The following is a 24,226-nucleotide window of genomic DNA, read 5'->3' on the forward strand; positions in this document are numbered from 1 at the left end:
CGCGTTCCCCCACCAACGGCCCTGCCGAGGCTGTGGCCGCCGCGGCTCTTGCCGCGGTGCCCGGCGACTGGTTGGGTACCGCGGACGAGCCCTCACCAGTCCGCTGCGAGGGCGGGAGGACGTTGAGGTGAGAGCGGTGGAATCCGTGACAGGGCAGGACGTACGGGGCACTCTGCCCCCAGGACTTGGTGACGCGATACGTGCCACCGCCGAGGACATCGCGGTACTGCTGCGCGGCGCGGCCGACACCGGGGTTCCGGTGCCCGGGTCGCAGTGGACGGTCGGGGAGGCGGCGGCGCATCTGGCGCAGGCCAACGAGCTGATGGCGGACATCGCGGCCGGGAAGGCGCGCACCCACGGGGACGGCACGCCGCACAGCCTGGCCGAGGCCAATGAGCTCGCGCTCGCCGCGTTCGCCGAGCGTGCGGCCGAGCCGCTGGCCAACATGATCGTGGAGCAGGCCGACGCCTACCTCGAGGCGGCGGGCCGGCCCGCGCCGGAGGGCCCGATGGTCACACCGCTGGGGCCGATGAGCCAAGCCGTGCTGGGCTCGTATCTGCTGACACACATGCTCGGCCACGGCTATGACCTCGCCCGCGCGCTGGGCCGTCCGCATATGATCAACCGCGCCCGGGTCGAGCTGACGCTGCCCTTCCTCATCACGGCCATGCCACGGGTCGTCAACCCCGCCGCCGGCGCCGGGCTCACCGCCCGCTACACCATCCGCCTCCGGGGCGGCGCCCGCTTCGGCGCCACCTTCACCGACGGCGCGCCGGCCGTCAGTCCGCAGCCGCCGAGCCACCCGGACTGCACCATCCTCACCGAGCCGGTGGCCTTCCTCCTCATGGCGCTGGGCCGCCTCGGCCCGTGGGGCGCCCTCGCCCGGGGCCACGTCCTCGCCTGGGGCCGCAAGCCCTGGCTCGCTCCCCGCTTTCCGACCCTCTTCTCACCGCCCTGACCCGGCCTGACCTGCTCGGGCCCGCGGCGGCGGTATCGCTCGACTCGCCTGTGCCACCCAGGATGCCGGTTCGGCGGGGAGCCTGATCGACCAGAGGCTGCTGGGCGGACCTCGTCGCGCATGCCCCGTCCTCATTCCTCATCAGCCGGTCGCCGACTAAAGTCGTGTCCTTACCGCTGGTCGTGGGGGTGCCGGCGGGCAGGTCTTGGGACGCTGTCCCAGGGGTAGGGGGGGTACCGCATGAGTCGTCGCTCAAGCGGGTTGATCGGCATCTGGGCCGAGGCGCAGCGTCAGCAGCAGCGGCAGCGGGAGGCGCAGCGGCGGGCGTGGGAGCGGTCGCGGCAGGAGCAGGAGCGGGAGCAGCGGGCGTACGAGCGCGATCTGGCGCGCAGCCGGCGGGAGCAGCAGGCGGTGTACCGGCAGCATCGGGAGGCGGACGCGCGGCGGCGGACCGAGGAGCTGGAGGCGCGGGTCGAGGCGCTGCGAGGGCTGTTGGCCACCGGGTGCCGGGCTCCCTCCTTCCGTACGGCGGCGCTCGGCCGTCCCGAGCGGATCGAGTCCTTCGCGCCCGGTCAGCTCGCCCACCCCGTACCGATGCCGGATCCGCGGCACTACCAGGCCCAGGGCGGCGGTTGGGGAATCGGGGAGCAGCGGCGGGCGCGGGCGGAGCAGGAGGCGCGGGCGCGGTACGAGCGGGATCTGCGGGCCGCGCAGGCCGCTGAGGCAGGGCGTCAGCAGCAGTTGGCGGCGTACCGGCAGCAGTACGACCAGTGGGCCGAGGCCCAGTTGGCGGAGGTCCGGCGGCACAACGCCGGGATAGCGGAGCTGGTCTCGGCGCTCCGCGCCGGGGACGCCGAGGCGGCGGTGGAGTACTTCTCGGCGGCGCTGTACGCCTCCACGGCATGGCCGGAGGGCTTTCCGCGCCAGGTGTCCGCCGCGTACGACCCGGCCGCCCGGCAGCTGGTGCTGAACTGGGAGCTGCCGCGCTACGACATCGTCCCGGAGACGAGGAGCGTGCGGTACCTGCCGTCCGTGGATCAGTTCAAGGAGACGGCCCGGCCCGTCGCGCAGCGCCGGGCGCTGTACCGGGACGTCCTCGCGCAGTGCGTGCTGCTGGCGCTGCGCGATCTGTACGCGGCGGATGAGTTCGGCGCGCTGGATTCGGTCGCGTTGAACGGCTTCGTGGACGACCACGATCCGGCGACCGGCCGCCGGGCCCAGATCGTGCTGGCCACGGTCATGGCCACGCGTACGGCCTTCGGCGAGCTGCATCTGGAGCAGGTGAGCCCGGTGGACTGCCTGGCCGACGGGCTCCGCGGCCAGCTCTCCGCCCGCCCCGACCAGCGCACCGCCGTACGGCCGGGCCGGACGCCGGACGAGGTCGGCGACGGCGTCATCACCCACGGCGGGGGCGGGGAGGGGGACGAGGAGCCGGATCTGTACGAGATGGACCCGATCGCCTTCGAGTCGCTGGTCGCCGATCTCTTCCGGGCCATGGGGATGCGGGCGGTGATGACCCAGCGCTCGAACGACGGCGGGGTGGACGTGGACGCCATGGATCCGACGCCGATCCGGGGCGGCAAGATCGTGGTGCAGGTGAAGCGCTACCGCAACACCGTGCCGCCGACGGCGGTCCGCGATCTGTACGGCACGGTCCAGGCCACCGGGGCCAATAAGGGGGTGCTGGTCACCACGTCGGGGTTCGGGCCGGGGTCGCATACGTTCGCGGGCGGCAAGCCATTGGAGTTGGTGTCCGGTGGCGAACTGGTCGATCTGCTGCACCGGCATGGGTTGCGCGGGCGGCTGGGCGGCGGCGGTGGCCGTGGCGGTAGCGGCGGTGGGCGCGGGGGTACGTCCCGGCAACCGGCGCCGGAAGCGGCGAACACGGCGGACACGGCGAACACGGCCGACGCGGCCGACGCGGCGGGTGACCACAACGTGCTGGGCCTGTTCTGGTCCGGCGAGGTCGCCTTGGACGTATGCGCCCTCGTATGCCACGGGAACCGCGTCCTGAGCGACGACCACTTCGTCTTCTTCAACAACCCCCGGACCCCCGACAGAGCGGTCCGCGCGGTGGCCGCCGCCGCACCGGACAAGGCCGCGATGCGGGTGGCGTTCGACGCGCTGCCGGAGCGGGCCGACCGGCTCGTCCTCGTCGCCGCCGTCGACCCCGCCGCCGATCCCCGGGCGGATCTGTCGGGGTTCACCGACGCACGTATCCGGCTGCTCGACGCGTCGGGTGCCGAGCAGGGCCAACTGGACGTCTCCGACGGCCGCGACGGCGAAACCGCGCTGGTGCTCGGCTCCTTCCGCCGTCGCGCGGGCGGCGACTGGGACTTCGTCCTCGGGGGCAAGGGGTATCGCGGCGGACTGGAGGCACTGGTCCAGGAGTACGGCATCAACGTCACATAACCTGCGGCTTCGGTCCGCGCGCAGGATTAGGCACGGGGTTGCCTGTCGCCGGCACAGGTTCATCGGCAATACTTCCCGCCGTGGAGCAGAGCACAGGACCGATCATCCCGCCCATGCACACAGCCGGGACGGATCCGGGGTACATCCCCGGTCTGACGTCCCCGCGCCCTGCCGACGCGGAGGAGGAAGCCCCGGAAGAGACGGTGGAGCGGCCGCCCCAGGAGGCCGACGCCGAGAAGGCCGACGCCGAGAAGGCCGACGCCGAGGAGGAGGTCGACGCGGCAGAGAACGCCGACGCGGAAGAGGACGCCGAGGCGGAGTCCGAGGAGGGGGACGACCCCGAGGAGGGGGACGACGCCGAGGACGCCGAGGACGAAGACGGCGGGGTCGCCTTCGACGTCTCCGACCGGCGCGGTGCGATCGCGGCAGGGCGCACGGGCATAGCCTTCCGGCTCGACGATCAGGAGGCCGAGTTCGGCTGGGACGAGATCGGCGCGGTCGAGATCGATACGCCGCGGTTCGGCAAGCGGTTCTCCGTCACCGTCTACACGACCAACCGACGCTGGTACGAGGCCGATGTCGAGGCGTCGGCCAGGAGCCTCCTCAAGGAGTGGACGGCGCAGCTCGACGCGGTGCTGGACGCCTATTTCGAGGGGAACGCGGACGACGCGTAGCGGCCCCGGACAGTGATCTTCCTGCTCGTCCGGTCCTCGTCGCGGTGATGTGCGTACGGGCCGTCCGGACGCTGATCGCGTGCGTCAGGGAGGGGCGTCGGCCGGATCTCGCGGGACCCGGGCCACTGCTCGTCCTCGCACTGCTGGCGTTGCTCGGCGCGGGGGGCTCTAAGCCGGCGCCTGGGTCCTGTACTACCCGGCTGGTCTGGCCCGCGTGGGGGTGCGGGGGTTCCCCGTCTCGCACCGGGCGTTCCCGCTCAGCACCGTATGCCCCGGCGGGTCGGCGGGAGAGGGGCAGGAGATCGTTCCGCCGTGGCTGAACCCCGTGGTGATCGCTCTCCTCGTGATCTCCGCCGCGGTCGCGGTAGCGGCGACGGCCGCGTACGTGACTCGTAGACTGGAAGGGGATGAACCGCCAGTTAGTCGCACATAAGGGAGTGTGTGATGCGGCCCGATCAGCCTTCCTCCCTGTACGACCGTCTCGGTGGGGTCTACAACATCGCCGTCGTGGTCGATGACCTCATCGACCGGGTCGTCACGGACCACCGCCTCAACAAGAATCCGGCCGTCCACGAAGCGCACCACCGGGTCTCCGCTCAAGGGTTCAAGTACCTCGTCACGGAGATGGTGTGCTGGGCCGCGGGCGGGCCCCAGCGGTATTCGGGGCGGTCGATGACCGATTCGCACCGGAATCTGGGGATCACGGCAGACGAATGGACGGCCTTCATGGACGACCTGGACCGGTCGCTCGCCAAGTACCACGTGCCGACGGCGGAGACGGCGGAGGTGGTCGCCATCGTCGAGGGCACGAGGGACGACATCGTCCTCGGCCCGCCCCGCCCCGACGGGCCGTAGGCCCTGTCAGCACAGCCGCCGTTACGGCCGGCGGGTCGGGCGGGTGCGGATGAGGGCGAAGGCTGCCGCCGCCAGGCCGAAGACGCCGGCGGTCGGGCCGGTGATGCCCAGGGTGCGGGCCGTCGAGTCGTCGGCGTTGGAGTCGTCGGCCGCCGCCGAGGTCTTGGCGGCGGCGGCCCGGGCGGGGGACTTGGCGTTCGCCGGCTTGGTGAGGCGCGGGGTCGGGGCCGGGTCCTCCGGTTCCTCGCTCGCTGTCGCCGACGGGGACGCGCAGCTCAGTCGTGGACGAGCTTCTCGGCCTGGAAGGAGCCCGCGCCCGGCATCCGCAGGGCGATGCGCAGCGGTACGAAGACCACGGCCGCGAGCGCGCGGCCGAGCCGGAACGCGGCGGCCTCACCTGCTCGACACCGACGACTGGCAGGAGGCCGCCGAACGGGCCCAGCCCACCGGCCTCCCCGGCTTCGACGAGGGCGTGGTACTCCTCGACCTGCTCACGGAACTCGCCCCGGCCCGCCGCGAGATGTTCCTGCTCACCCAGGTGCTCGGCCTCCCCTGCGCCGACGCCGCCGCGGCCGGATGCCCCATCGGCACCGTCCGCTTTCGCGTGGCCCGCGCCCGCGAGGACATGACGGCCCTCCTGGACGCGGCCGAGTACCCCGGCCCCCGGCCGCTCGCCCTGGCGGGCTGACGCCGCCGGCGTCCGCGCCCGGATCAACCCGTTACGTGACCGGGGCCGTACTGCGACACACGCCCGTATCCCGGGACGAACAGCGGGGCTACAGTCAGGACTTCAGCAGCAGAATGACGAGGGGGCGGCCGTCGTATGACGCCGGATGATGCTGTGATCGGTTGCACGGGGCTGCTGGTGATCGGCACTCGTGGGGACGCCGGTCCCGGCGAGGTCCTGGTGCGGGTCAGAGGCGGTTCGGAGACCTTCCTCGCGTGGTCCACCGAGCCCCTGCCACAAGGGGCGTCGGTGCTCGTGATCGACTGCCGTGGCACTCGCCAGGTCGACGTCATCGAGTGGGCCGATCCATTGAACGCGTCGTCCGGCGCCGCCGGCGACGCCGGTTGAGGAGACGAAGGATGTTCGGTTACCGCGTGCCCGCCCCCGACCAGGCGATGCTGATCTCGGGAGGCAGGCGTGGTCAGGGGGGTGCGCCGTTCCGCGTGGTGACCGGGCACGGCAAGTTCGTGATTCCGGTCTTCCGTAAGGTCCGCTTTCTGACGCTGGCGATGTGCGAGTCCGAGGTCGCCGAGACGTGTGTCAGCAGGCAGGGCATCGCGCTGACGGTGCGTGCCGTGATCGCGTTCAAGGTCGGCAACGACACCGAGAGCATCGTCAACGCGGGGCAGCGGTTCCTGTCCGACCAGGACCAGATGTCGGTCCTGACCGGACGCATCTTCGCGGGCCATCTGCGGTCCATCATCGGCTCGATGACGGTCGAGGAGCTCATCACCGAACGGCAGAAGCTCGCCACCGAGGTGCTGGACACCTCGAAGGCCGAGATGGCCAAGATCGGCCTGATCGTGGACTCGTTGCAGATCCAGTCCATCGACGACGGCGACACCGGCTATATCGACGCCATGTCCGCCCCGCACAAGGCCGCCATCCAGCGCCAGGCCCAGATCGCCCAGGCCCAGGCCACCCAGGCATCCGCCGAGGCCCAGCAGGAGGCGGCGCGCAACCAGGCCGAATACGCGCGCCAGACGGCGGTCGTACAGGCCCAGTACAACGCCGAGGTGGACCGCGCCCAGGCCCAGGCCGCCCAGGCCGGACCCCTCGCGCAGGCACACGCCCAGCAGGAAGTGCTCGCCGCCCAGACCGACTTGGCCCAGCGGGCGGCCGATCTGCGGCAGCAGCAGTTGGTGGCCGAGATCGTGAAGCCCGCGGAGGCCGAGGCCGAACGGATCCGGGTACTGGCGCTGGCCGAGGCCGAGCGTATGAAGATCCAGGCCGAGGCCGCGGCCTCACACGGCCGGGTGGCGCTCGACCGCATGCTGATCGACCAACTCCCGCAAATCGTCAAGGAAGCCTCGGCCGGGCTCGCCGGGGCCAACGTCAACGTCCTCAACGGGGCCGACGGGCTGGGCGAGATCGCGGCGGGGCTGGTGGGCCAGGGGCTGACCATCCTGGACGCCGTCAGGCGGAACCTGGGCGCGCCGGAGGGCGAGGGGAAGAAGGACGACGGGCGCGACGACCCGCGCCGACCGGACAGCGACGCGATCGAGATCCGCTAGCCGGAGCCGGAGCCGAAGGAGGCGGCGGGTGCGGTGACGGGGTCCCGGCCCGGCCCCGTCCGCACGTTGCTAACGTGAGGAACCCAGCCAGCCGAGAGGGCCGAGCAACGTGACCACTGACCGCCCGCACAGCGTCAGCGTCGCCGGAGTCGTCGTCGACGAGCGGGGCCGGGCGCTGCTCATCAAGCGGCGGGACAGCAGCACATGGGAACCGCCGGGTGGCGTGCTCGACCCCGGCGGGACCATCCCCGAAGCCCTCCAGCGCGAAATCCTCGAGGAAACGGGCGTCAAAATCGCCCTCCCGGCCGCCCTCACCGGCGTCTACAAGGACATGACCGACCTGGCCGTCTCCCTCGTCTTCCGCTGCGAGGCCGGCGACGGCACCCCCATCACAGGCGCCCGCACCCGCGCCTGGCGCTGGGCCACCCGCACGGAGGTCCCCGACCTCGCGGACGAGGCCTACGCCGTCCGCATCCTCGACGCCCTCGACACGGCCTCGCCCCCGGCGGTCCGGGCGCATGACGGGGTCAAGCTCGTATAGGTCGCAACCCCGGGTTACACCGCGTCCTTGCCATGGAGCCACGCGGCTGTGTCGAGGACGCGCAGGACGCTGATGTCCTCGCCGATGCCCGCCCGTTTCCGGACGTCTTCGAGGTGAGTGATGAGCTTGCGGTCATCCGCGCGAAGCCGACTTCCACGCCCGCGATCCGTTCCCGGTCGGCGGTGTCGTCGAGGACCCGGCCACCGGCGCCGCGGCGGCCGCCTTCGGGGGGGTATCTGCGGGATCTCGGCCTGGTCGCCGAGGTGACCCGGGTGCGTATCCGCCAGGGTGAGGACATGGGGGGCCAGCGATCTCGTGGTGGACGTACGCCCCGACGACCCCCGGGTCCGGGTCAGCGGCCGTGCCGTCCGGGTCCCCCTGGACTGACGAAGTGACTGAAGGAGAGGTCTCGTGAGGACGAAGGACCCGGCGGGCAACATCCTCTCCGTCCTCCAGGAGAAGTGACGGGTGCGACCGTCCTACGGACGGCCGTAGAGCTTGGCGATCAGGCGCCGCAGCAGGGAGACCCGGTCGCTGCCGCGCGGCTGCCCGGCAAGGCAGTCCTCCAGGCGCCGGACGACCCTCGGCGGCACCTGGTCGACGTCTACGGCGTCCGCGACCTTGTCGAGCGCGCGGATCCCCCAGTACTGGCTGAAGGGGAGCTTTTCGTCGACGACGGCGTCCGCCAGGGCGCTCAGTTCGGCCCCGTCCGGCACCGCGTACAGACGCGCGTACGCCGCCAGCCGCAGACCGCCGTCCGGTGAGGCGAGCCAGCCGCCGAGATCGGGGTCGGAGAGCCGCTGGGTCGCCCGCACCAGTCTCGCGAAGATGCTGTCCATGCGATGCGTGCGATCTGATCCGCCGCGCTTCGACTTGCGGACCGTCAGGTATTCGGCGGCCAGCCGGCGCACCTCGTCCCGCGCCGCGGGGTCGTCGGTCCTGGGCGTGGCGTCGCCGCCCCCGACTAGGGCGGCGTCGGCCGTGCGCTCGGCCGCCTCGATGCGCTGCTCGACCCCCTTGAACTCGACCTTGACCCCGCCCGGCAGCTCGATGCTGTTGAGCAGGTCGCGCAGCCAGGGCACGATGGCCACCACGAGAAGCGCCACGGTGATGTTGTCTATCCTCAGCTCCGGTGCGAGGACGTGGGTCACCGCCACCGCGACGGCCACGCAGCTCACCACCGCCGCGACGATGTGCCGACGCCGCGCGGAACCTCGCTCGCCCTCCCCGGGCTCCCCCTGACCCATGTCCCCCAGCATCGCAGAACCGGAGCTCCCTCAGGCCGGATACGCATGGGTCTGGGTCGCCTTGAGGGTGGCCCAGACGGTGCTGCCCGGGTGGAGGTCGAGGTCGGCCACGGCGAGGGTGGTGAGGTCTGCGAGGAGGGGGAGGTCGCCGGTGAGGGCCACGCGGATCTGGTCGCCGTGCGATTCGAGGCCGGTGACCGAGGCGCGCCACAGGTTGCGGGCGCTGGAGTCGGGGCGGTCGCGGTGGAGGGTGACGGCCGTGGGCGGGAAGGCGACGAAAACCGGGCCGGTGAGGTTCTCGGTGGTGGTGATGGTGGTGGTGCCGTCGAGCCGTACGGTGTGGCCGTCGGCGTGGCCCTGGTAGAGGTTGAGGCCGACGAGGCTGGCGATGTAGTCGGTGCGGGGGCGGCGGGAGATGTCGGCCGGGGTGCCCTCCTGGACGATACGGCCGTCCTCGATCACGACGAGCCGGTCCGCGAGGACCATCGCGTCCAGCGGGTCATGGGTGACCAGCACGGCCACCGCCTCGAAGTCGGCGAGGTGGCGGCGGAGACCGGCGCGGACGTCGAGGCGGGTACGGGCGTCCAGCGCGGCCAGTGGCTCGTCCAGCAGCAGCAGCCGGGGGCGGGTGGCCAGGGCGCGGGCGAGGGCGACGCGCTGGGCCTGGCCGCCGGACAGCCGGCGGGGCTTGGCGCCCGCGTGGCCGGCCAGGCCCATGCGGGCCAGCCAGTCGGCCGCATGGGCGCGGGCCTCCGCCTTCGGTACGCCGTGGCAGCGGGGGCCGAAGGCCACGTTGTCGAGGGCGGTGAGGTGGGGGAAGAGCAGATAGTCCTGGAAGACGACGCCGACCGGGCGGGCCTCGGGCGGGGTCCTCAGCCGCCGCTCCGGATCCTCCAGCTCCCGGCCGTCGAGCCGTAGCGCCCCGGCGGTGAGCGGGGTGAGCCCGGCGAGGGCGCGCAGCGCGGTGGTCTTGCCCGCGCCGTTGGGGCCGAGCAGGGCGAGGACCTCACCGGGTGCGGCGGCGAGCCGCAGATCCAGCCGGAAGCCGCCGCGGTCGACGACGAGCCGTGCGTCGAGACCGGCGGCCGGCCCGGTGGCCGGAGCGGCCGTGGGGGCCGTGACCTCGGTCGGTGGGGTGTCGCGCGTCGGCCGGGTGCTCATGAGGCTGCCATCCAGCGGTCGCGCAGCCCGGCCAGGACCGCGAGGGAGACGGCGAGCAGCACCAGGCTCAGGGCGATGGCGGCGGCCGGGTCGCTCTGCAGCGCGAGATAGACCGACAGCGGCATCGTCTGCGTACGGCCCGGGAAGTTGCCCGCGAAGGTGATCGTGGCGCCGAACTCCCCCAGCGCCCGCGCCCAGGCCAGCACGGCGCCCGCCGCCACGCCCGGGGCGATCATGGGGAGGGTGACGCGCCGGAAGGCGGTGAAGCGCGAGGCCCCGAGGGTCGTGGCGGCCTCCTCGTAGCGCGGATCGGCGGCCCTTAGCGTCCCCTCGACACTGATCACCAGGAACGGCATCGCCACGAACGCCTCGGCCACCACCACCCCCGCCGTGGTGAACGGCAGCGTGATGCCGAAGGCGGAGTCCAGCCAGCGGCCGACGATTCCGTTACGGCCCAGCGCGAGCAGCAGCGCCACACCGCCCACCACGGGCGGCAGCACCAGCGGCAGGGTCACCAGGGCGCGCAGCAACCGGCGGCCGGGGAAGCGGGCGCGGGCCAGCAGCCAGGCCAGCGGCACGCCCAGCACCAGGGCGACGGCGGTGGCGGCGGTCGCGCTGATCAGCGAAAGCCGTAGCGCCTGCCACACCGCGACGCCGGTCAGCTGGTCCGGCAGGCTCCGCCACGGCGCCCGGACCAGCAGCGCCACCAGCGGCAGCACCAGGAAGACAAACCCGCCGAGGGCGGGCAGCAGCAGCGGCAGCGGGACCCCGGCGCGGGTCCGGCGGGTGCGGCGGGTGCGGCGGGTCCAGCGGGTGGGCCGGACCCGCGGCCCCGGCCCGCCGCCCCGTACCTCGGCGGCGCCGGTGGTTCCTGAGGACGTCACGGCTTGAGGAAGCCCGCCCGGCCGAGCGCCTTCTGGCCCCGCGCGGACTTCACCAGGTCGATGAAGGCCGTGGCCGCCTTGGCGTTCGGCGCTTTCTTCAGCAGGGCGATCGGGTAGTCGTTGATGGCCTTCCTCGACTCCGGGAACTCCACCCCGGCCACCTTGCCGCCCGCGGCCCTCACATCCGTCGTGTAGACCACGGAGGCGTCGGCCTCCTTCAACTCGACCTTGGTCAGCGCGCCCTTGACGTCCTGTTCGTAGCTGACCGGGGTGAGCTTCAGACGCTCCGCGTCCAGCGCCTTCCGCGCGGCGGCGCCGCACGGCACCTCCTTGGCGCACAGCGCGACCTTCAGCCCGGGCTCGGTGAGGTCCTTGAGGGTCGCGATCCTCTTGGGGTTGCCCGGGAGGGTCGCGATCTCCAGCTGGTTGCGGACGAAGGTGGCCGGGGTGCCCTCGGCGTCCTGGTGGTCGGTGACCGTCTTCATCGTCTTCGGGCTCGCGGCGGCGAAGACATCGGCGGGCGCGCCGGAGGTGATGCTGGCCGCGAGGGCGTCGCTGCCACCGAAGTTGAACATCACCTGGGTGCCGGGGTGCTCCTTCTCGAAGGTCTTGCCCAGCGAGGTGAAGCTCTCCTTCAGCGAGGCGGCGGCGAACACCGTCACCGTGCCCGAGAGCTTCCGCGAGGAAGAACCGGAATCCGAATCGGCCTTCTTGTCGGAGTCGTTGGAGGAGCAGGCGCTGAGCGCCAGCGCCGCCACGGCGAGACCGCCCACGACACGCAGGGTCCGGCGGGATCGGGATACGGAACGGATGGTCACAGGGCCTCTCCCTCTCTGCCACGCACGACGGCGCACGGCGTCGCGCGCGTTCACGGCTTTTCCACGACCACGTTGGTCGACTTGATCACGGCAACCGCGGGGACGCCCGGCTCCAGCTTCAGATCCTCCGCCGACTCCCGGCTGATCATGGACACCACCCGGAACGGCCCCGCCTGGATCTCCACCTGCGCGGACACATCGCCCAGGATCACCTCCGTGACGATGCCCTTGAAGCGGTTACGGGCCGAGGAGCCCGGGTTCTCCCGCTCCGCGCCATGGCTGACCTCACGGGCGAACGCGGCGAGCGCCGGGCCCGGGATGATCCGGCGCCCCTGCTCGTCCCGCTCCGCGGTCAGCCGACCGCTGTCGACCCAGCGCCGCAGGGTGTCGGCGCTGACGCCCATCAGGGCCGCGGCCTCACCGATCCGGTACATGTGCATCCGCCCATGATGAGGCGGCCGGGCGCGCATATGCAAGGCCCAGGCCATCACCTGGGTTGCACAAGTCCAACGGTGGGGGCACGAAAGCTCGCATCTGCATGTGAGCGAGGTCAGTACACATCGCGGGCGTACCGCTTCTCGGCGGCCAGCCGCTTGACGTACGCGTCGGCCGCGTCCTCGGCCAGCCCGCCGTGGGCGACCGCGATCCGGCGCAGTTCCCGGTCGACGTCCTTGGCCATCCGGCCCGCGTCGCCGCAGACGTAGAAGTGGGCGCCGTCCTGGAGCCAGGACCACAGCCGGGCGCCGTGCTCCCGCATCCGGTCCTGCACATAGACCTTGGCGCGCTGGTCGCGGGAGAAGGCGGTGTCCAGCCGGGTCAGGGTGGAGTCCCGGCGCAGCGCGGTCAGTTCGCGCTCGTAGTAGAAGTCGGTGGCACGGCGCTGCTCGCCGAAGAAGAGCCAGTTGGGCCCGGTGGCGCCGCGCGCCCGGCGCTCCTCCAGGAAGCCGAGGAAGGGAGCGATGCCCGTGCCGGGGCCGACCATCACCATCGGCGCCGCCGGATCGGCGGGCGGGCGGAAATGGGGGGAGCGCTGGACGAAGACGGGGACGGCGTGGTCCGGTGCCGTGTCGGCGAGATGGGTGGAGGCCACGCCCTTGCGCGCGACTCCGCGCCGGTTCTCGAACCGCACCACGGACACCGTGAGACGGACTTCGCCGGGGTGCGCGAGGGGGCTGGACGATATGGAGTAGAGACGGGGCTGGAGCCGTTTGAGGACGCCGGCCCACTCCCGCGCGGAGGCGCGGACGGGGTATTCACCGATGATGTCCACCGCCTGACGGCCCCAGGCCCACTGCGCCAGGCCGTCCTTGTTGTCGGGGCGCAGCAGCCGTTTGAGGTCGCGGTCATGGGTGCGGTCCGCGACGAAGCGCAGCAGATCGGGGGTGATCCTGGCGATCTCCAGACGGCGGTGGAGGGCTTGGGCGAGCGGCAGCGGGCCCGACCCCGGTATCTCCACCTCCTGGGCCGGGTCGAGTCCGGTGACGGCCAGCCATTCGGCGACCAGCCCGGGACAGTTCTCCGGACAGACGCCGAGCGCGTCCCCGGCTTCGTACGCCAGGGCGCCGTCCGCCGTGTCGAACGCGAACTGCCGCACCTCCTTCGTGGCCCCGGAGCGGCTCAGCAGCCGGTTTCCGGTCAGCCGGGCGGTGAAGGGCTCGGCTTTGGTGGGCCGGGCGGAACCGGGCGCCGCGCCGGCCGGCCTCTCGGCGGCGGGGGTGGCGGGGATCGTCTCGACGGGGGCGGCGGGCGTCGTCCCGGTGGCGGGGGCAGGGCCCGGGTGTGCCGTCTCCATGGCGGTGACGACCCCGTCGAGCCACTGCCGGGCGGGCTCGTGGTAGTCCGGTTCGCAGTCCGTACGGGGTGCCAGCCGCACCGCGCCCAGCTCGCCGAGGCGTTCGTCCAGTCGGCGGCCGTGGCCGCAGAAGTCGTCGTACGCGGAGTCGCCGAGGGCCAGGACGGCATAGCGGGTGCCGTCCAGACGCGGCGCGTCGGGTGCGGCCAGGGACTCCCAGAAGCCCGAGCCGTTGTCGGGGGCGTCGCCGTCGCCGAAGGTGCTGGTGATGACGAGCAGATCGGCGGGGCGTGGAAGGGCGGCGGGGGTGCAGTCGTCCATCCCCAGCAGCCGGGCGCTGCGGCCGGTATCGGCCAGCCGGCGGGCGGCGGCGCCGGCGAGGTCCTCGGCGTTGCCGGTCTGCGAGGCCCACAGCACGACCACCTCGCGGACGGCGGGCCCCGCTTCGGGAACGGCCACGGCCGGGGAAGTGTCCGGCGCGGTGGCGCGCGAGAACCTCCCCGCCAGCACGCCGTTGACCCACAGCGCGTGGTCCGGGGTGAAGGGCGCGTGCCGGGGCAGCACCGGTACGGCCGTGGCCGAGCCGCCCGGTGCCGTACCCGCACCGTCGAGCCCGGCCAGAAAGCCCCGCAGATACCGGCGTTCGTGCTCGGCGAGCGCGGGCGGCGCCACGTCGGCCACCCCGAACACGTCCGCGAGCGCCGGGGTGCCCGAAGCCGGGTGCTCCCCGGCGGGCGGCCGGGGCGCCGCCGCGACCCTGGCCAGCGACACCGCGCACACCTTGAACTCCGGCTGGAAGGACACCGGGTCGACCGCGTCGTTCGTGACCGCGTTGACGCTGAGGTACTCCCCGAACAGATCGTTCCAGTGGAACGGTGCGAAGCAGTTTCCCGGCCGCACCCGGTCCGTCACCACCGCCGGAAGGACCGCCCGGCCGCGCCGCGAGGCGACCTCCACCGCGTCGCCCTCGCCGATCCCCAGCGCCGCGGCGTCCTGTGGGTGAAGCTCCACGAACGGCCCGGGGTTGAGCTTGTTGAGCCCCGCGACCTTGCCGGTCTTGGTGAGGGTGTGCCACTGGTGCTGCAGCCGCCCGGTGTTCAGGACATACGGGAAGTCGTCGTCCGGCAGTTCGGCGGGGGGCAGATGCGGGCGCGCGTGGAACACGGCCCGGCCGCCGGCCGTGGGGAACGCCAGCCGGGGCCGGGTGCCGTCCGGCCGTACGACCGGGGCCTGGCTCACTCCGTCGTTGAGATAGCGGACCGGGTTGCGGTCCGGGCCGTCGGCGGTGGCCGCGGGCCACTGCACGGGCGTCGCACGGAGCCGCTCATAGGTCACGCCCCGCAGGTCGTAGCCGGTCTTCGGATTCCAGGCGCGCTTGATCTCCTCGAAGATCTCCTCCGCGCTCTCATAGCCGAACGCGTCCTGGAAGCCCATCTCGCAGGCGATCCGCGCGATGATCCGCCAGTCCGGCAGCGCCTCGCCGGGCGGGTCCGCCACCTGTTGGGCGAGGGTGAGAGTCCGCTCGGAGTTGATCATCACGCCGTCCGCCTCGGCCCACATCGCGGCGGGCAGCACCACATCCGCGTAGGCGTTGGTCTCGGTCTCGGCGAAGGCGTCCTGGGCGACGACGAACTCGGCCGCCTCAAGCCCCTCGATCACCGTCCGGCGGTTGGCGACCGAGGCGACGGGGTTGGTGCAGATGATCCAGCACGCCTTGATGTCGCCGTCCGCCATCCGCTGGAACATCTCGACCGTGCCCTGCCCGCCCCCGTCGTGGCGCAGCGTCCCCGGCGCCACGCCCCACAGCTCCTCCGTGAACGCGCGGTCCTCCGCGTCCAGCACCGACCGCTGCCCGGGGAGGCCCGGCCCCATGTAGCCCATCTCCCGCCCCCCCATCGCGTTGGGCTGGCCGGTCAGCGAGAAGGGGCCGCTGCCGGGGCGGCAGATCGCGCCGGTCGCCAGATGCAGATTGACCAGGGCGTTGGTGTTCCAGGTGCCGTGCGTGGACTGGTTGAGCCCCATCGTCCAGCAGCTCATCCACTCCCCGGCCGCCCCGATCCACCGCGCCGCCTCCCGGATGTCCGCCTCCGGAATGCCGGTGATCTCCGCGACCCGCGCGGGCGGATAGTCGGCGAGGAAGCCGGGCATGTCCACCCAGCCCTCGGTGTGCTCGTCGATGAACCCCTGGTCGATGTGGCCGCCCTCGACCAGCAGATACAGCAGCCCGTTGAGCAGCGCCAGATCCGTGCCCGGCCGGATCTGGAGGAAGAGCCCGGCCTTGTCGGCGGTCGCGGTACGCCGCGGATCGACCACGATCAGCTTCGCGCCCGCCCTCACTCGGTCCATGAGCCGGAGGAACAGGATCGGATGGCAGTCGGCCATGTTGGAGCCGATGACGAGGAAGACATCGGCGTGGTCGAAGTCCTGGTACGAACCGGGCGGGCCGTCCGCGCCCAGCGACAACTTGTAGCCACTGCCCGCGCTCGCCATGCACAGGCGTGAGTTGGACTCGATCCATGGGGTGCCGATGAACCCCTTGGCCAGCTTGTTCGCCAGATACTGCGCCTCCAGCGTCATCTGCCCGGACACATAGAAGGCCAGCGCGTCCGGCCCGTGCTCGTCCAGGATCGCCCGGAGCCGGCGCGCGGTCGCCGTGATCGCCCCGTCCACCCCGGCGCCCTCGGGCTCGGCCCCCCGGTCCGTCCGCAGCAGCGCCCCGCCCAGCCGCCCGGGGGCGGCGAGCATCTCGGCACTGGTCGCCCCCTTGGTGCACAGCCGCCCCGCATTGGCGGGGTGCGCCGGGTCCCCGGACGCCTTGATCACCGTACGGCGCCCGGTGGCGCCGTCCTGCCCGACGTCGAGCACGATCCCGCACCCGACCCCGCAGTACGAGCACACCGTACGTATCGACCGTGCCGACCGTGCCGATGCCGTCACGGAGCCCCCTTTTGTGATCACGGTGGGCGCGTCCCACTCCCGGCACCGTAGGAAGAGCGGGTTGCGCGCAGGTCACATTCGCGGATCACGAGGGGTTACGTCCACCACACAGCCGCCCGACGGACTGTGTGAGGGGCGGAAGGGCCGGTCGGCGGCGCCCTGTCGCGACGCCGCCGACCAGCCGGATCGCGCTCCGCGGGCTACGCCCGTCGAGCCGGGTGGCGCTCCAGATGGGCGACGACACCGGCGTGGAAGCGATCCACCGCCTCGTCGACACTGCGGATGAAGCCGGACTCGGCATTGCCGCGGGTGCTGCCCATGCCCTTGAACAGGGACAGCCGGAAGCCGGTGATCTGCGCGCCGTCCTTGGGGAGGAGGTCGCCCGGTTCGGGGCGCAGCCGCTCCAGCGTGCCGCGCGGGCCGCCGCTCGCGCCCTCGACGAGGGTTTCGACATGGAGGTCGGCCGGGGCCTCGGCGAGCTGTCGGACCAGGCGCTTGGCCCACGTGAGGGGGTAGCCCTGGTCGGGGGCGGGAATCTCGATGGCGGTGCGCAGCTTTCCGGTGCGCAGGTCGGCGACGATCGCCAGGATCCCGGTGGTGCCTTCGATGCGCAGCTCGGCGTAGAGGCGTCCGTCCTGGCACAGCTGGTCGGCGAGGGCCGCACGGCGGGAGCTCTGGTCGGTGCCGCGCGTGGCGCGCTGGACGGGCAGAACCTTCTGACCGAGTTCGCCGCCCAGCCGCAGACAGACCTGGCGGATGAGCCGCTCCCAGCTTTCGACCACGTGGACGGCGCGCTGGTCGCCCTGGCACAGGGTCTCGTCGTCGATGCCGTTGCGCACCGGCACCCAGGCCGGACCCATGTTCTGGAAGCCGTGACAGCCGGAGTTCTCGTGCTGCAGGTACTGCAGCAGTTCCTGGAGGAGCCAAGCGTGGGCGGTGTTGCCGACGCCTTCGTGACGGATCAGCATCTGGGCGTGGTGGGTCACCTCGGCCCAGGACAGATGCCACAGCCCGACCTTGTGCTTGCGCCGTCCGTCGATCCTGACGTCCACCAGCGGGCTGCCTTCCAGCGCCACGTCGTTGGACAGCGTGATCACGGCCTCGTAGCCGCGCCGGGCGGCGATGTCCATGTAGTCCTGGACCTGCTCGGCCTTGAGCGGATTGCCGTTGGTCTTCGTCTCCACCAGGGCGGTCCAGAGCTTTCCGGCCCGTTCGACACGGATGACGCCGTCGGGGCGCTTGGGGGCGTTGCCGCCGTGCGGCAGCGAGACCTCGGTGAAGGTCTCCATGCGGCCGGCCGGTGCGCCGAAGGCGGCGGTGAGCCGGCGCCCGAACTCCGGCACCTGCGAGATCACCGACAGCAGTACGGACGTGGCCCGCATCTCGCGTTCCCGGTCGCTCTTGAGCGAGGAGACCGGGAAGAGCCGGGCCCGCCGCCAGGAGTCGTTCTCGGCCAGCGACTTCTTGGCGACCTTGGGCAGCGTGACCTTCTTCTTGGCTGTACGGGGACGCCTGGACGGGGCCGGCGCCGCGTCCGGCGCCGGCGCCTCGTGCGCCGTCCGCGCGGGGACGCTGGGCGGCCCCTCGGGCGTCGGCACCCGCTCCACCGCCGCCTCGGCCTCCGGATCCGGCTCCTCCTCGGCCGCGTCGTCGATGTCGATGCCGAAGTCCGTGGCCAGACCGGCCAGACCGGACTCGTACCCCTGCCCGACGGCCCGGAACTTCCACTCCTCGCCGCGGCGGTAGAGCTCGCCGAAGATGAACGCGCTCTCCACACTCGCGTCGTCGATGGAGAAGCCCAGCAGCACCTCTCCGGCCTGGTCGGCGAGCGTCATCCGCAGGTCGCTCAGGTCGCCGAACCGGGCGCCGCCGTACCGGCTGGCCGCCACGACGATGCGCTCGACGTCCGGCGGGGTCGAGGTCAGATCGAGGCTGATGCGGTCCTCGTCCCCGTCGGCGGCCGGCGTCTTGCCCAGCAGCTGCACGCTTCCGTCAGCGGCGGCCGGGTGGTTGTAGAAGCAGAAGTCGGCGTCGCTGCGCACCTTGCCGTCGGCGTTCAGCAGCAGCACGGAGACGTCCGCGTCCCCGTCCCCGGTCGCGGTGCTCCAGCTCAGACTCAGGATCACGGACCCGGCGTCCTCGCTCAGGGCCGCCAGGCCGACGTTGCCGCCCTTGACCATCTCCCGCATGGTTGGTCCCCCCAATACGGCCACCCCGAGCCCCGCCCGGGCAGCCGTCCGCATGGTGATATGTGATGACTACACATTTCATGTGAGTGGAGTGAACCTTAGCGCCAGAACCTGGCGTTTCGCGGCGCGATGCGGCGATTGGGACCACCGGCCCGCCGCGAGGAACACCCGCCCCCACAGGGTCACCCCTCGCCCGGGCGCGAACCAACCCCCCGATGGCCGGAAATATTCATTGCCCAAGGCTACTGGTGGTCGATGCAACCACCTCGGCGTACGGTGGGAAATGACCCATTCCGCCGCGGGACGACAGCGAGAAGCGCACCCACGAAGGGCCAGAGCCGAGAGCCCCGGCGTGCCGGGGCGAGCCGACCGGAGGGAGCGATACCGCCCATGTGCGGCATCACCGGATGGATCTCGTACGACAAGGACCTGACCGCCGAGCGCGAGGTGCTCGACGCGATGAACCGGACCATGAGCTGCCGTGGGCCGGACGCGGACGGGCTGTGGCTGGACACGCACGCCGCGCTGGGGCACCGGCGGCTGGCCGTCATCGACATCGAGGGCGGCACGCAGCCGATGTCGGTCGAGCGCGACGGGCGCACGGTGCTGGTGACGACCTACAGCGGGGAGATATACAACTACCGGGAGCTGCGCGAGGAGTTGGGACGACGCGGTCACGCGTTCCGGACCAGCAGCGACACCGAGGTCGCGCTGCACGCCTGTCTGGAGTGGGGCGAGGGCTTCACCGAGCGGCTGAACGGGATGTACGCGTTCGCCCTGTGGGACCCCCGGGAGCAGCAGTTGCTGCTGGTCCGGGACCGGATGGGAATCAAGCCGCTCTACTACTACCCGACCCCGGACGGGGTGCTGTTCGGCTCGGAGCCCAAGGCGATCCTCGCCCACCCCTCCATCCGGCCGGCGGTGGACGCGGAGGGGCTCGCCGAGCTGCTGGCGATGGTGAAGACGCCGGGGCACGCGGTCTACAAGGGGATGCGCGAGGTGCGGCCCGGCCATGTCGTACGGGTGCGCCGCGAGGGGCTGACCGAGCGGCGCTACTGGGCGCTGGAGGCGCGGGAGCACACCGACGACCGGCAGACCACGGTGCGCCGGGTGCGGGAGCTGCTGGACGACATCGTGGACCGGCAGCTGATCGCGGACGTACCGCTGTGCACCCTGCTGTCCGGCGGCCTGGACTCCTCGGTGATCACCGCGCTGGCCGCGCGGCGGCTGGCCGCGTCGGGGCGCGGGCCGGTGCGGTCCTTCTCGGTGGACTTCGCCGGACAGACCGAGCACTTCACGGCGGACGCGCTGCGCGGGACCCCCGACGGCCCGTACGCCCATGCGCTCGCCGAGCACGCGGGCTCGGACCACCAGGACATCGTGCTCGACACCGCCGCCCTGACGGACCCCGACCACCGCGACGCCGTGCTGCGGGCGCGCGATCTGCCGTTCGGGCTCGGGGAGGGCGACACCTCGCTCTATCTGCTCTTCCAGGAGATCCGCAGGCGCTCCACGGTCGCGCTGTCCGGCGAGTCGGCCGACGAGGTCTTCGGCGGCTACCGCTGGTTCCATGACCAGGACGCCGTCCGGGCCGACACCTTCCCCTGGCTCACCGCCTTCCGCCACAGCGGTTTCACCGGTACCGACGCGGGCGGGCTCGAGGCGCTGATCAGCCGCGATCTGCTCGCCAAGGTGGACCTCGACGGCTACCGGGACGCCCGCTACCGCCAGGCGCTGGCCGAAGTGCCGCATATCGAGGGCGAGTCCGCGACGGAGCGGCGGATGCGGGAGATCAGCTATCTGCATCTGACCCGCTTCGTGCAGTTCCTGCTGGACCGCAAGGACCGCGCGAGCATGGCGGTCGGCCTTGAGGTGCGGGTGCCGTTCTGCGACCACCGGCTGGTGGAGTACGTGTTCAACACCCCCTGGTCGCTGAAGACCTTCGACGGCCGGGAGAAGTCCCTGCTGCGCGCCGCCACGCTGGATGTGCTGCCCGAGTCCGTGGCCCAGCGCGTCAAGAGCCCGTACCCCAGCACCCAGGACCCGCGCTACGCGGACGCCCTGCGCGACCGGATGCGGCGGCTGCTGGCCGACCCCGGCTCCCCGGCCCGGCCGCTGCTGGAGAAGGAGGCGGCCGAGCGGGCGGCGCGGGGCCAGGGCCATGAGTCCCGGCAGAGCATGGAGCTGGCGCTGGGCATCGACGCGTGGCTGCGGCGGTACGGAACGGAGCTGTTGATCTGATGCAACGGAAGTCTCCGGAAATTCACGGGAGTTCACAGCCCCTGACGGTGTGGCCCGGGCCTTTGCGGCCCGGGCCTTTGTCTTGCCGTTACCGGGAGTTCAACATCTGTTCACTCGAATTCCAGCGCCCGAATGGCCCCTGAGATGCGCCACAATCCCTCTCCACAACTCCTCATTCGTCTCTTGTCAGCCAGGTCACAGGCGTGAAAGGCTCGGCGCGCCCCGAAAGGGCAATCCCCAACTCCGAGGCAGAGCTGTGCTTTTGGCTGCCCACCCCGCGGCCCCATGTGAGAGGGTTGCCCCCGGTGGGGGCGCCGCGGTTCGTGAGTGAGGAATTGCCCCCATGTCCGACCACTCATCTCCCCGGGACGGCTCCCGCGTGCCACCCGGTCACGCCGACGCATCCGGCGAGAGAGCCGACGCCACCGCCTCGGCGACGGCCCTGCTGAATGCCCACTGGGACGCGGTCGCCGACTACGCGGATCTGTGCGCCGCCACCCCCGAGGACGGAATGCGGCTCGCCACCGAGGCGTTCCGCCGGGGCATCCGGGAGACCCGCAACCGGCGGACGCGAGGCTGGGGCCAGCGCCTGCCATGGCTTCCGCTGCTCCTGACCTCCGTACGGATGACCGCGGCCGACTGGCAGGCACACCGCAACGGCGACCGGCTCGACCCGGAGTTCCGTGTCTGGCTGTCCTCGGACCGCTCCGCCCGCTACGCCGCCCCGCCCCGCGACCAGCCGCTCGCCCTGCGCGGGCTGCGGGATCTGCCGGAGGCGGACGGGGAGCTGCTGTGGTCCGTCGAGGTGGAGTCGCGGTCCGCGGAGGCGGTGGCCCGGCAGCTCGGCTACGACACCGCGTACGCCACCGAGGAGATCACCCGGGTCCGCGCGGCCTTCCGGCAGCGCTGCCAGCGCAACCATGTCGACACCCTCACCGACGAGGAGTGCCGCAGCTACGCCAAGCTGCTGGACGCGGCCACCCGCACACCTGACGCCCCCTCACCCGCCGACCTCTGGCAGCACCTCGCCCGCTGTACGCACTGCAGAGAGGCCGCCGCCTGCCTCTATCTGCACGGCGGCGGACTGCCCGGCGCGCTCGCGGGCGGCGTCCTCGGCTGGGGCGGACATCCGTATCTGGAACGGCGCCGCCAAGCCGCCACCCAGGGCCCCGGCGCCGGCCGCGCCGTGGCGCCCGCGCGCGCCGTGCGCGCCCCGTTATGGGAGCGGCTGCGGGACAGAGTCCTGGACCGCGCCGGGGCGCCGTGGCTCAGCCGCGCCGGCCGGGTGAGAGGCGCCGACGGTACGAGACGTCCGCGGGGCATCGGGGCCACCGGTGGCACGGGCGCCACGGGGCGGGCCGCCGGCCGCGGCAGAGCCGGCCGCCGCACGTCACGCAGGGCCCGGACGGCCGTCATCCTGGCGGTCCTCGCCGTCGTCGCCCTGGCCGCGCTGGTCGCGCTGACCAGAACCGCCGCGGTCTCCGACAACAGAAGCGAGGGTCCCACCGGGCACCCGGGCACCGGCATCTCGCCGGGGAGCCCGGCCCCCGCCACCTCCTCGCCGGGCGGCCCGGCCCCCTCCGGGAGCAAGAGTGGCCCGGCCAAGAAGCCCGGCGCCTCGCGCTCCGGCTCGTCCTCCCCGCGGCCCTCCCCCTCGAAGGGCGGCTCCGACCCCGGATCCACCTCCGGCCACGGCTCCCGGCCCGGCCACGGCGCCGAGGATCCCTCCCCCCGGCCGCCCTCCGCCTCGGCCGACTGCACGGCCCGCTTCACGCTGGTCGACGAGTGGTCCGACGGCTTCCAGGCCGAGGTGTACCTCACCTCCCGCGAGGCGCTCGACAACTGGCGGGTCACCTGGACCTTCCACGACTCCCAGCACGTGACGCAGATGTGGGACGGCGCATTCACCCAGCACGGATCCCAGGTGACGGCCACGGCGCGCGACTACAACCAGAAGGTCGATGCGGGCGCCACCTTCTCCATGGGCTTCGTCGGCAGCCGGCACGACCGCAACTCCGCGCCCGGCGGATTCACCCTGAACGGCCGCCCCTGCTCCGGCTGACCGGCCGCCACCGGCCGGGGGGAACGGCCCGCACCCGCCAGACCCACCCGGATGGCCGTATCAGACCTCCGGCCCGGGGAGAACCTGTGGCGGAATGCGGAATAAGGCCTCTCCTGGCCCCATGGTGAGGTGAGCGATGAGCGACGGCCCGGCATGAGCAGCGTTCTGAGCGGCATCGTGTCCCTGCCCGCCGACGTGCCCGAGAAGCAGGCGGCGCGGGTAGTGGTGGAGGTGTGCAATGTGTCCCGCCCGGATACGCCCTCGTCCGTGGTGGGGGCGCAGGTCCTCATCGACGTGCCGCTGAGCCCGGGAGGCCATGTCCCGTTCAGCGTCACGGTCCCCGGCGATCTCGTCCCCACCGATGACTACGGACTGCGGGTCCATGTGGATGTGAGCGGCTCCGGCTTCCTGGAGCGCGGCGATCTGGTCAGCGCCCACGCCCACCCCGTACCGACCGGATCCACCGCCGGGCTGATCGCCCCGGTCAGCACCGTGTGAGGCGGCGGTACGACCGGGGCCGATCCCTTTATTGGTCGCCTGTGGCGTCGGACTCGGCCACCTTGGCCGCCGACTCGGCGTCGTCCAGCACCTTGTTCAACCTGCTGAGATCGGACGATGACGGTGCCGACGCGGCGCCGGACGGCTTCGCGGAGCCGCCCGCGCCGTCCGTGCCGTCCGTGCCGCCCGAGCCGCTCTCGCCGCCGCCGCAGCCGGTGGCCAGCGCGGCGCAGAGCACGGCCGCGGCAGCAAGCGCGATACGGCGCCTCATGCGGCGGATCCCTCACCGCGCGCGGTGCACCACTTCTGGACCTTCGTCAGGTCCTTCTGCCGCTGCTCCAGCGTGGGGATGAGGGACTTACGGAAGGTCAGCTTGTCGCCCAGGAACGTGGCGACCTCGGTGTGGCCCGCCTTCTTCGCCTTCTCGACCCGCTTGGTGAGCCGCGCGACGGACCCCCGGACGGTCGCCGGGCCCTTGAGCCGCTTCAGCGCCCGGTGGATCCGCTTGTCGATCTTCGGGGCCCGCTTGCACAGCGCCTTGGCGCCGTCCCCCGCCCCCTTCCCGTGGGTGGCGGCCGGGGCCGAGGCCGGAGCACTGCCGTCCGCCGCGGCGAGGCCCACCGGTCCGAGCAGGGCAGCGGTGGCCGCGAGCGCCACGACGACGGTCTTTCCGCGGTGCATGGTGTGTCTTCCTTCCGTCAGGGCCGCCAGGGCCC

The 24,226-nt window shown here is 72.4% G+C and carries 20 protein-coding genes and 2 pseudogenes; 12 read left to right on the forward strand and 10 right to left on the reverse strand.

The genetic code is table 11. The annotated features are described in order from the left end of the window. Nucleotides 1-136 precede the first annotated feature (136 nt). The 8 genes and pseudogenes from ABZS71_RS07985 to ABZS71_RS08020 all read left to right on the forward strand — a co-directional run bounded on the left by ABZS71_RS07985 (nt 137) and on the right by ABZS71_RS08020 (nt 7,681). Entirely contained in the window at nt 137-958 is an 822-nt protein-coding gene (locus ABZS71_RS07985; RefSeq protein ID WP_356208315.1) for a maleylpyruvate isomerase family mycothiol-dependent enzyme, read from the forward strand. 240 nt (nt 959-1,198) lie between these two features. Beyond that, a complete protein-coding gene (locus ABZS71_RS07990; RefSeq protein ID WP_356208317.1) occupies nt 1,199-3,370 on the forward strand; it encodes a restriction endonuclease in 2,172 nt (723 codons plus the stop codon). 113 nt (nt 3,371-3,483) lie between these two features. Further along, nucleotides 3,484-4,044: a hypothetical protein gene (locus ABZS71_RS07995; RefSeq protein ID WP_356208318.1), complete on the forward strand. Its 561-nt coding sequence runs from the start codon at nt 3,484-3,486 to the stop codon at nt 4,042-4,044. A gap of 444 nt (nt 4,045-4,488) precedes the next feature. Then, nucleotides 4,489-4,899 (forward strand): group 1 truncated hemoglobin, encoded by a 411-nt coding sequence (locus tag ABZS71_RS08000; RefSeq protein ID WP_356208320.1) that lies wholly within the window; start codon nt 4,489-4,491, stop codon nt 4,897-4,899. 388 nt (nt 4,900-5,287) lie between these two features. Next, nucleotides 5,288-5,587: pseudogene (locus tag ABZS71_RS08005) on the forward strand (sigma factor-like helix-turn-helix DNA-binding protein); the annotation flags it as partial. 135 nt (nt 5,588-5,722) lie between these two features. After that, nucleotides 5,723-5,974 carry a hypothetical protein gene (locus ABZS71_RS08010; RefSeq protein WP_355850325.1) on the forward strand — a complete coding sequence of 84 codons (252 nt, stop codon included), beginning with the start codon at nt 5,723-5,725 and terminating at the stop codon, nt 5,972-5,974. An 11-nt stretch (nt 5,975-5,985) separates the two neighbouring features. Then, nucleotides 5,986-7,140: an SPFH domain-containing protein gene (locus tag ABZS71_RS08015; RefSeq protein WP_356208321.1), complete on the forward strand. Its 1,155-nt coding sequence runs from the start codon at nt 5,986-5,988 to the stop codon at nt 7,138-7,140. Between the two features lie 109 nt (nt 7,141-7,249). Further along, the gene (locus ABZS71_RS08020; RefSeq protein WP_356208323.1) at nt 7,250-7,681 is read left to right on the forward strand and encodes an NUDIX hydrolase; all 432 of its coding nucleotides are present in this window, start codon (nt 7,250-7,252) and stop codon (nt 7,679-7,681) included. A 14-nt stretch (nt 7,682-7,695) separates the two neighbouring features. On the opposite strand, the gene ABZS71_RS08025 is transcribed toward ABZS71_RS08020, so the two are convergent. Next, nucleotides 7,696-7,803: a hypothetical protein gene (locus ABZS71_RS08025; protein WP_356208386.1), complete on the reverse strand. Its 108-nt coding sequence runs from the start codon at nt 7,801-7,803 to the stop codon at nt 7,696-7,698. Between the two features lie 29 nt (nt 7,804-7,832). Between ABZS71_RS08025 and ABZS71_RS08030 the strand changes: the two are divergent. Then, nucleotides 7,833-8,068: pseudogene (locus ABZS71_RS08030) on the forward strand (PhzF family phenazine biosynthesis protein); the annotation flags it as partial. Nucleotides 8,069-8,160: 92 nt separating this feature from the next. Here ABZS71_RS08030 and ABZS71_RS08035 read toward each other — a convergent pair. The 7 genes from ABZS71_RS08035 to ABZS71_RS08065 all read right to left on the reverse strand — a co-directional run bounded on the left by ABZS71_RS08035 (nt 8,161) and on the right by ABZS71_RS08065 (nt 18,700). Then, nucleotides 8,161-8,928, reverse strand: a complete 768-nt coding sequence (locus ABZS71_RS08035; protein ID WP_356208324.1) for a hypothetical protein — start codon at nt 8,926-8,928, stop codon at nt 8,161-8,163. Nucleotides 8,929-8,958: 30 nt separating this feature from the next. Beyond that, entirely contained in the window at nt 8,959-10,089 is a 1,131-nt protein-coding gene (locus tag ABZS71_RS08040) for an ABC transporter ATP-binding protein (protein ID WP_356208325.1), read from the reverse strand. Then, a complete protein-coding gene (locus ABZS71_RS08045) occupies nt 10,086-10,973 on the reverse strand; it encodes an ABC transporter permease (RefSeq protein WP_356208327.1) in 888 nt (295 codons plus the stop codon). Before ABZS71_RS08045 ends, ABZS71_RS08040 begins: the two co-directional genes overlap by 4 nt. Then, nucleotides 10,970-11,791, reverse strand: a complete 822-nt coding sequence (gene modA / locus ABZS71_RS08050) for a molybdate ABC transporter substrate-binding protein (RefSeq protein ID WP_356208329.1) — start codon at nt 11,789-11,791, stop codon at nt 10,970-10,972. The genes ABZS71_RS08045 and modA overlap by 4 nt, the downstream gene beginning before the upstream one ends. A 50-nt stretch (nt 11,792-11,841) precedes the next feature. Then, nucleotides 11,842-12,231: a TOBE domain-containing protein gene (locus ABZS71_RS08055; RefSeq protein ID WP_355850349.1), complete on the reverse strand. Its 390-nt coding sequence runs from the start codon at nt 12,229-12,231 to the stop codon at nt 11,842-11,844. A gap of 110 nt (nt 12,232-12,341) precedes the next feature. Beyond that, nucleotides 12,342-16,520, reverse strand: coding sequence for a bifunctional nitrate reductase/sulfite reductase flavoprotein subunit alpha (locus tag ABZS71_RS08060; RefSeq protein WP_356208330.1), 4,179 nt, complete (start codon nt 16,518-16,520; stop codon nt 12,342-12,344). A gap of 200 nt (nt 16,521-16,720) precedes the next feature. After that, nucleotides 16,721-18,700: a TerD family protein gene (locus ABZS71_RS08065; protein ID WP_356208388.1), complete on the reverse strand. Its 1,980-nt coding sequence runs from the start codon at nt 18,698-18,700 to the stop codon at nt 16,721-16,723. A gap of 399 nt (nt 18,701-19,099) precedes the next feature. Here ABZS71_RS08065 and asnB point away from each other — a divergent pair, with 399 nt between their 5' ends. The 3 genes from asnB (at nt 19,100) to ABZS71_RS08080 (ending at nt 23,510) form a co-directional block, all read left to right on the forward strand. Beyond that, nucleotides 19,100-20,950 carry an asparagine synthase (glutamine-hydrolyzing) gene (gene asnB / locus ABZS71_RS08070; protein WP_356208332.1) on the forward strand — a complete coding sequence of 617 codons (1,851 nt, stop codon included), beginning with the start codon at nt 19,100-19,102 and terminating at the stop codon, nt 20,948-20,950. Nucleotides 20,951-21,293: 343 nt separating this feature from the next. Beyond that, nucleotides 21,294-23,012 carry a cellulose binding domain-containing protein gene (locus tag ABZS71_RS08075; protein WP_356208333.1) on the forward strand — a complete coding sequence of 573 codons (1,719 nt, stop codon included), beginning with the start codon at nt 21,294-21,296 and terminating at the stop codon, nt 23,010-23,012. Nucleotides 23,013-23,165: 153 nt separating this feature from the next. Further along, nucleotides 23,166-23,510, forward strand: a complete 345-nt coding sequence (locus ABZS71_RS08080; protein WP_356208334.1) for a hypothetical protein — start codon at nt 23,166-23,168, stop codon at nt 23,508-23,510. Between the two features lie 28 nt (nt 23,511-23,538). On the opposite strand, the gene ABZS71_RS08085 is transcribed toward ABZS71_RS08080, so the two are convergent. Both ABZS71_RS08085 and ABZS71_RS08090 read right to left on the reverse strand, forming a co-directional pair. Then, the gene (locus ABZS71_RS08085; protein WP_356208336.1) at nt 23,539-23,781 is read right to left on the reverse strand and encodes a hypothetical protein; all 243 of its coding nucleotides are present in this window, start codon (nt 23,779-23,781) and stop codon (nt 23,539-23,541) included. Next, nucleotides 23,778-24,191: a hypothetical protein gene (locus ABZS71_RS08090; protein WP_355850367.1), complete on the reverse strand. Its 414-nt coding sequence runs from the start codon at nt 24,189-24,191 to the stop codon at nt 23,778-23,780. Before ABZS71_RS08090 ends, ABZS71_RS08085 begins: the two co-directional genes overlap by 4 nt. Between the last annotated feature and the right edge of the window lie 35 nt (nt 24,192-24,226).

This window comes from Streptomyces sp. NPDC005393, assembly GCF_040606675.1.
Taxonomy (GTDB): domain Bacteria; phylum Actinomycetota; class Actinomycetes; order Streptomycetales; family Streptomycetaceae; genus Streptomyces.

Coding starts and splice junctions, on each gene's coding strand:
- ABZS71_RS07990 (WP_356208317.1), top strand. CDS start 1,199: ATGAGTCGTCGCTCAAGCGGGTTGATCGGCATCTGGGCCGAGGCGCAG.
- ABZS71_RS07995 (WP_356208318.1), top strand. CDS start 3,484: ATGCACACAGCCGGGACGGATCCGGGGTACATCCCCGGTCTGACGTCC.
- ABZS71_RS08000 (WP_356208320.1), top strand. CDS start 4,489: ATGCGGCCCGATCAGCCTTCCTCCCTGTACGACCGTCTCGGTGGGGTC.
- ABZS71_RS08010 (WP_355850325.1), top strand. CDS start 5,723: ATGACGCCGGATGATGCTGTGATCGGTTGCACGGGGCTGCTGGTGATC.
- ABZS71_RS08015 (WP_356208321.1), top strand. CDS start 5,986: ATGTTCGGTTACCGCGTGCCCGCCCCCGACCAGGCGATGCTGATCTCG.
- ABZS71_RS08035 (WP_356208324.1), bottom strand. CDS start 8,928: ATGGGTCAGGGGGAGCCCGGGGAGGGCGAGCGAGGTTCCGCGCGGCGT.
- ABZS71_RS08040 (WP_356208325.1), bottom strand. CDS start 10,089: ATGAGCACCCGGCCGACGCGCGACACCCCACCGACCGAGGTCACGGCC.
- ABZS71_RS08055 (WP_355850349.1), bottom strand. CDS start 12,231: ATGCACATGTACCGGATCGGTGAGGCCGCGGCCCTGATGGGCGTCAGC.
- ABZS71_RS08065 (WP_356208388.1), bottom strand. CDS start 18,700: ATGGTCAAGGGCGGCAACGTCGGCCTGGCGGCCCTGAGCGAGGACGCC.
- asnB (WP_356208332.1), top strand. CDS start 19,100: ATGTGCGGCATCACCGGATGGATCTCGTACGACAAGGACCTGACCGCC.
- ABZS71_RS08075 (WP_356208333.1), top strand. CDS start 21,294: ATGTCCGACCACTCATCTCCCCGGGACGGCTCCCGCGTGCCACCCGGT.
- ABZS71_RS08080 (WP_356208334.1), top strand. CDS start 23,166: ATGAGCAGCGTTCTGAGCGGCATCGTGTCCCTGCCCGCCGACGTGCCC.
- ABZS71_RS08085 (WP_356208336.1), bottom strand. CDS start 23,781: ATGAGGCGCCGTATCGCGCTTGCTGCCGCGGCCGTGCTCTGCGCCGCG.
- ABZS71_RS08090 (WP_355850367.1), bottom strand. CDS start 24,191: ATGCACCGCGGAAAGACCGTCGTCGTGGCGCTCGCGGCCACCGCTGCC.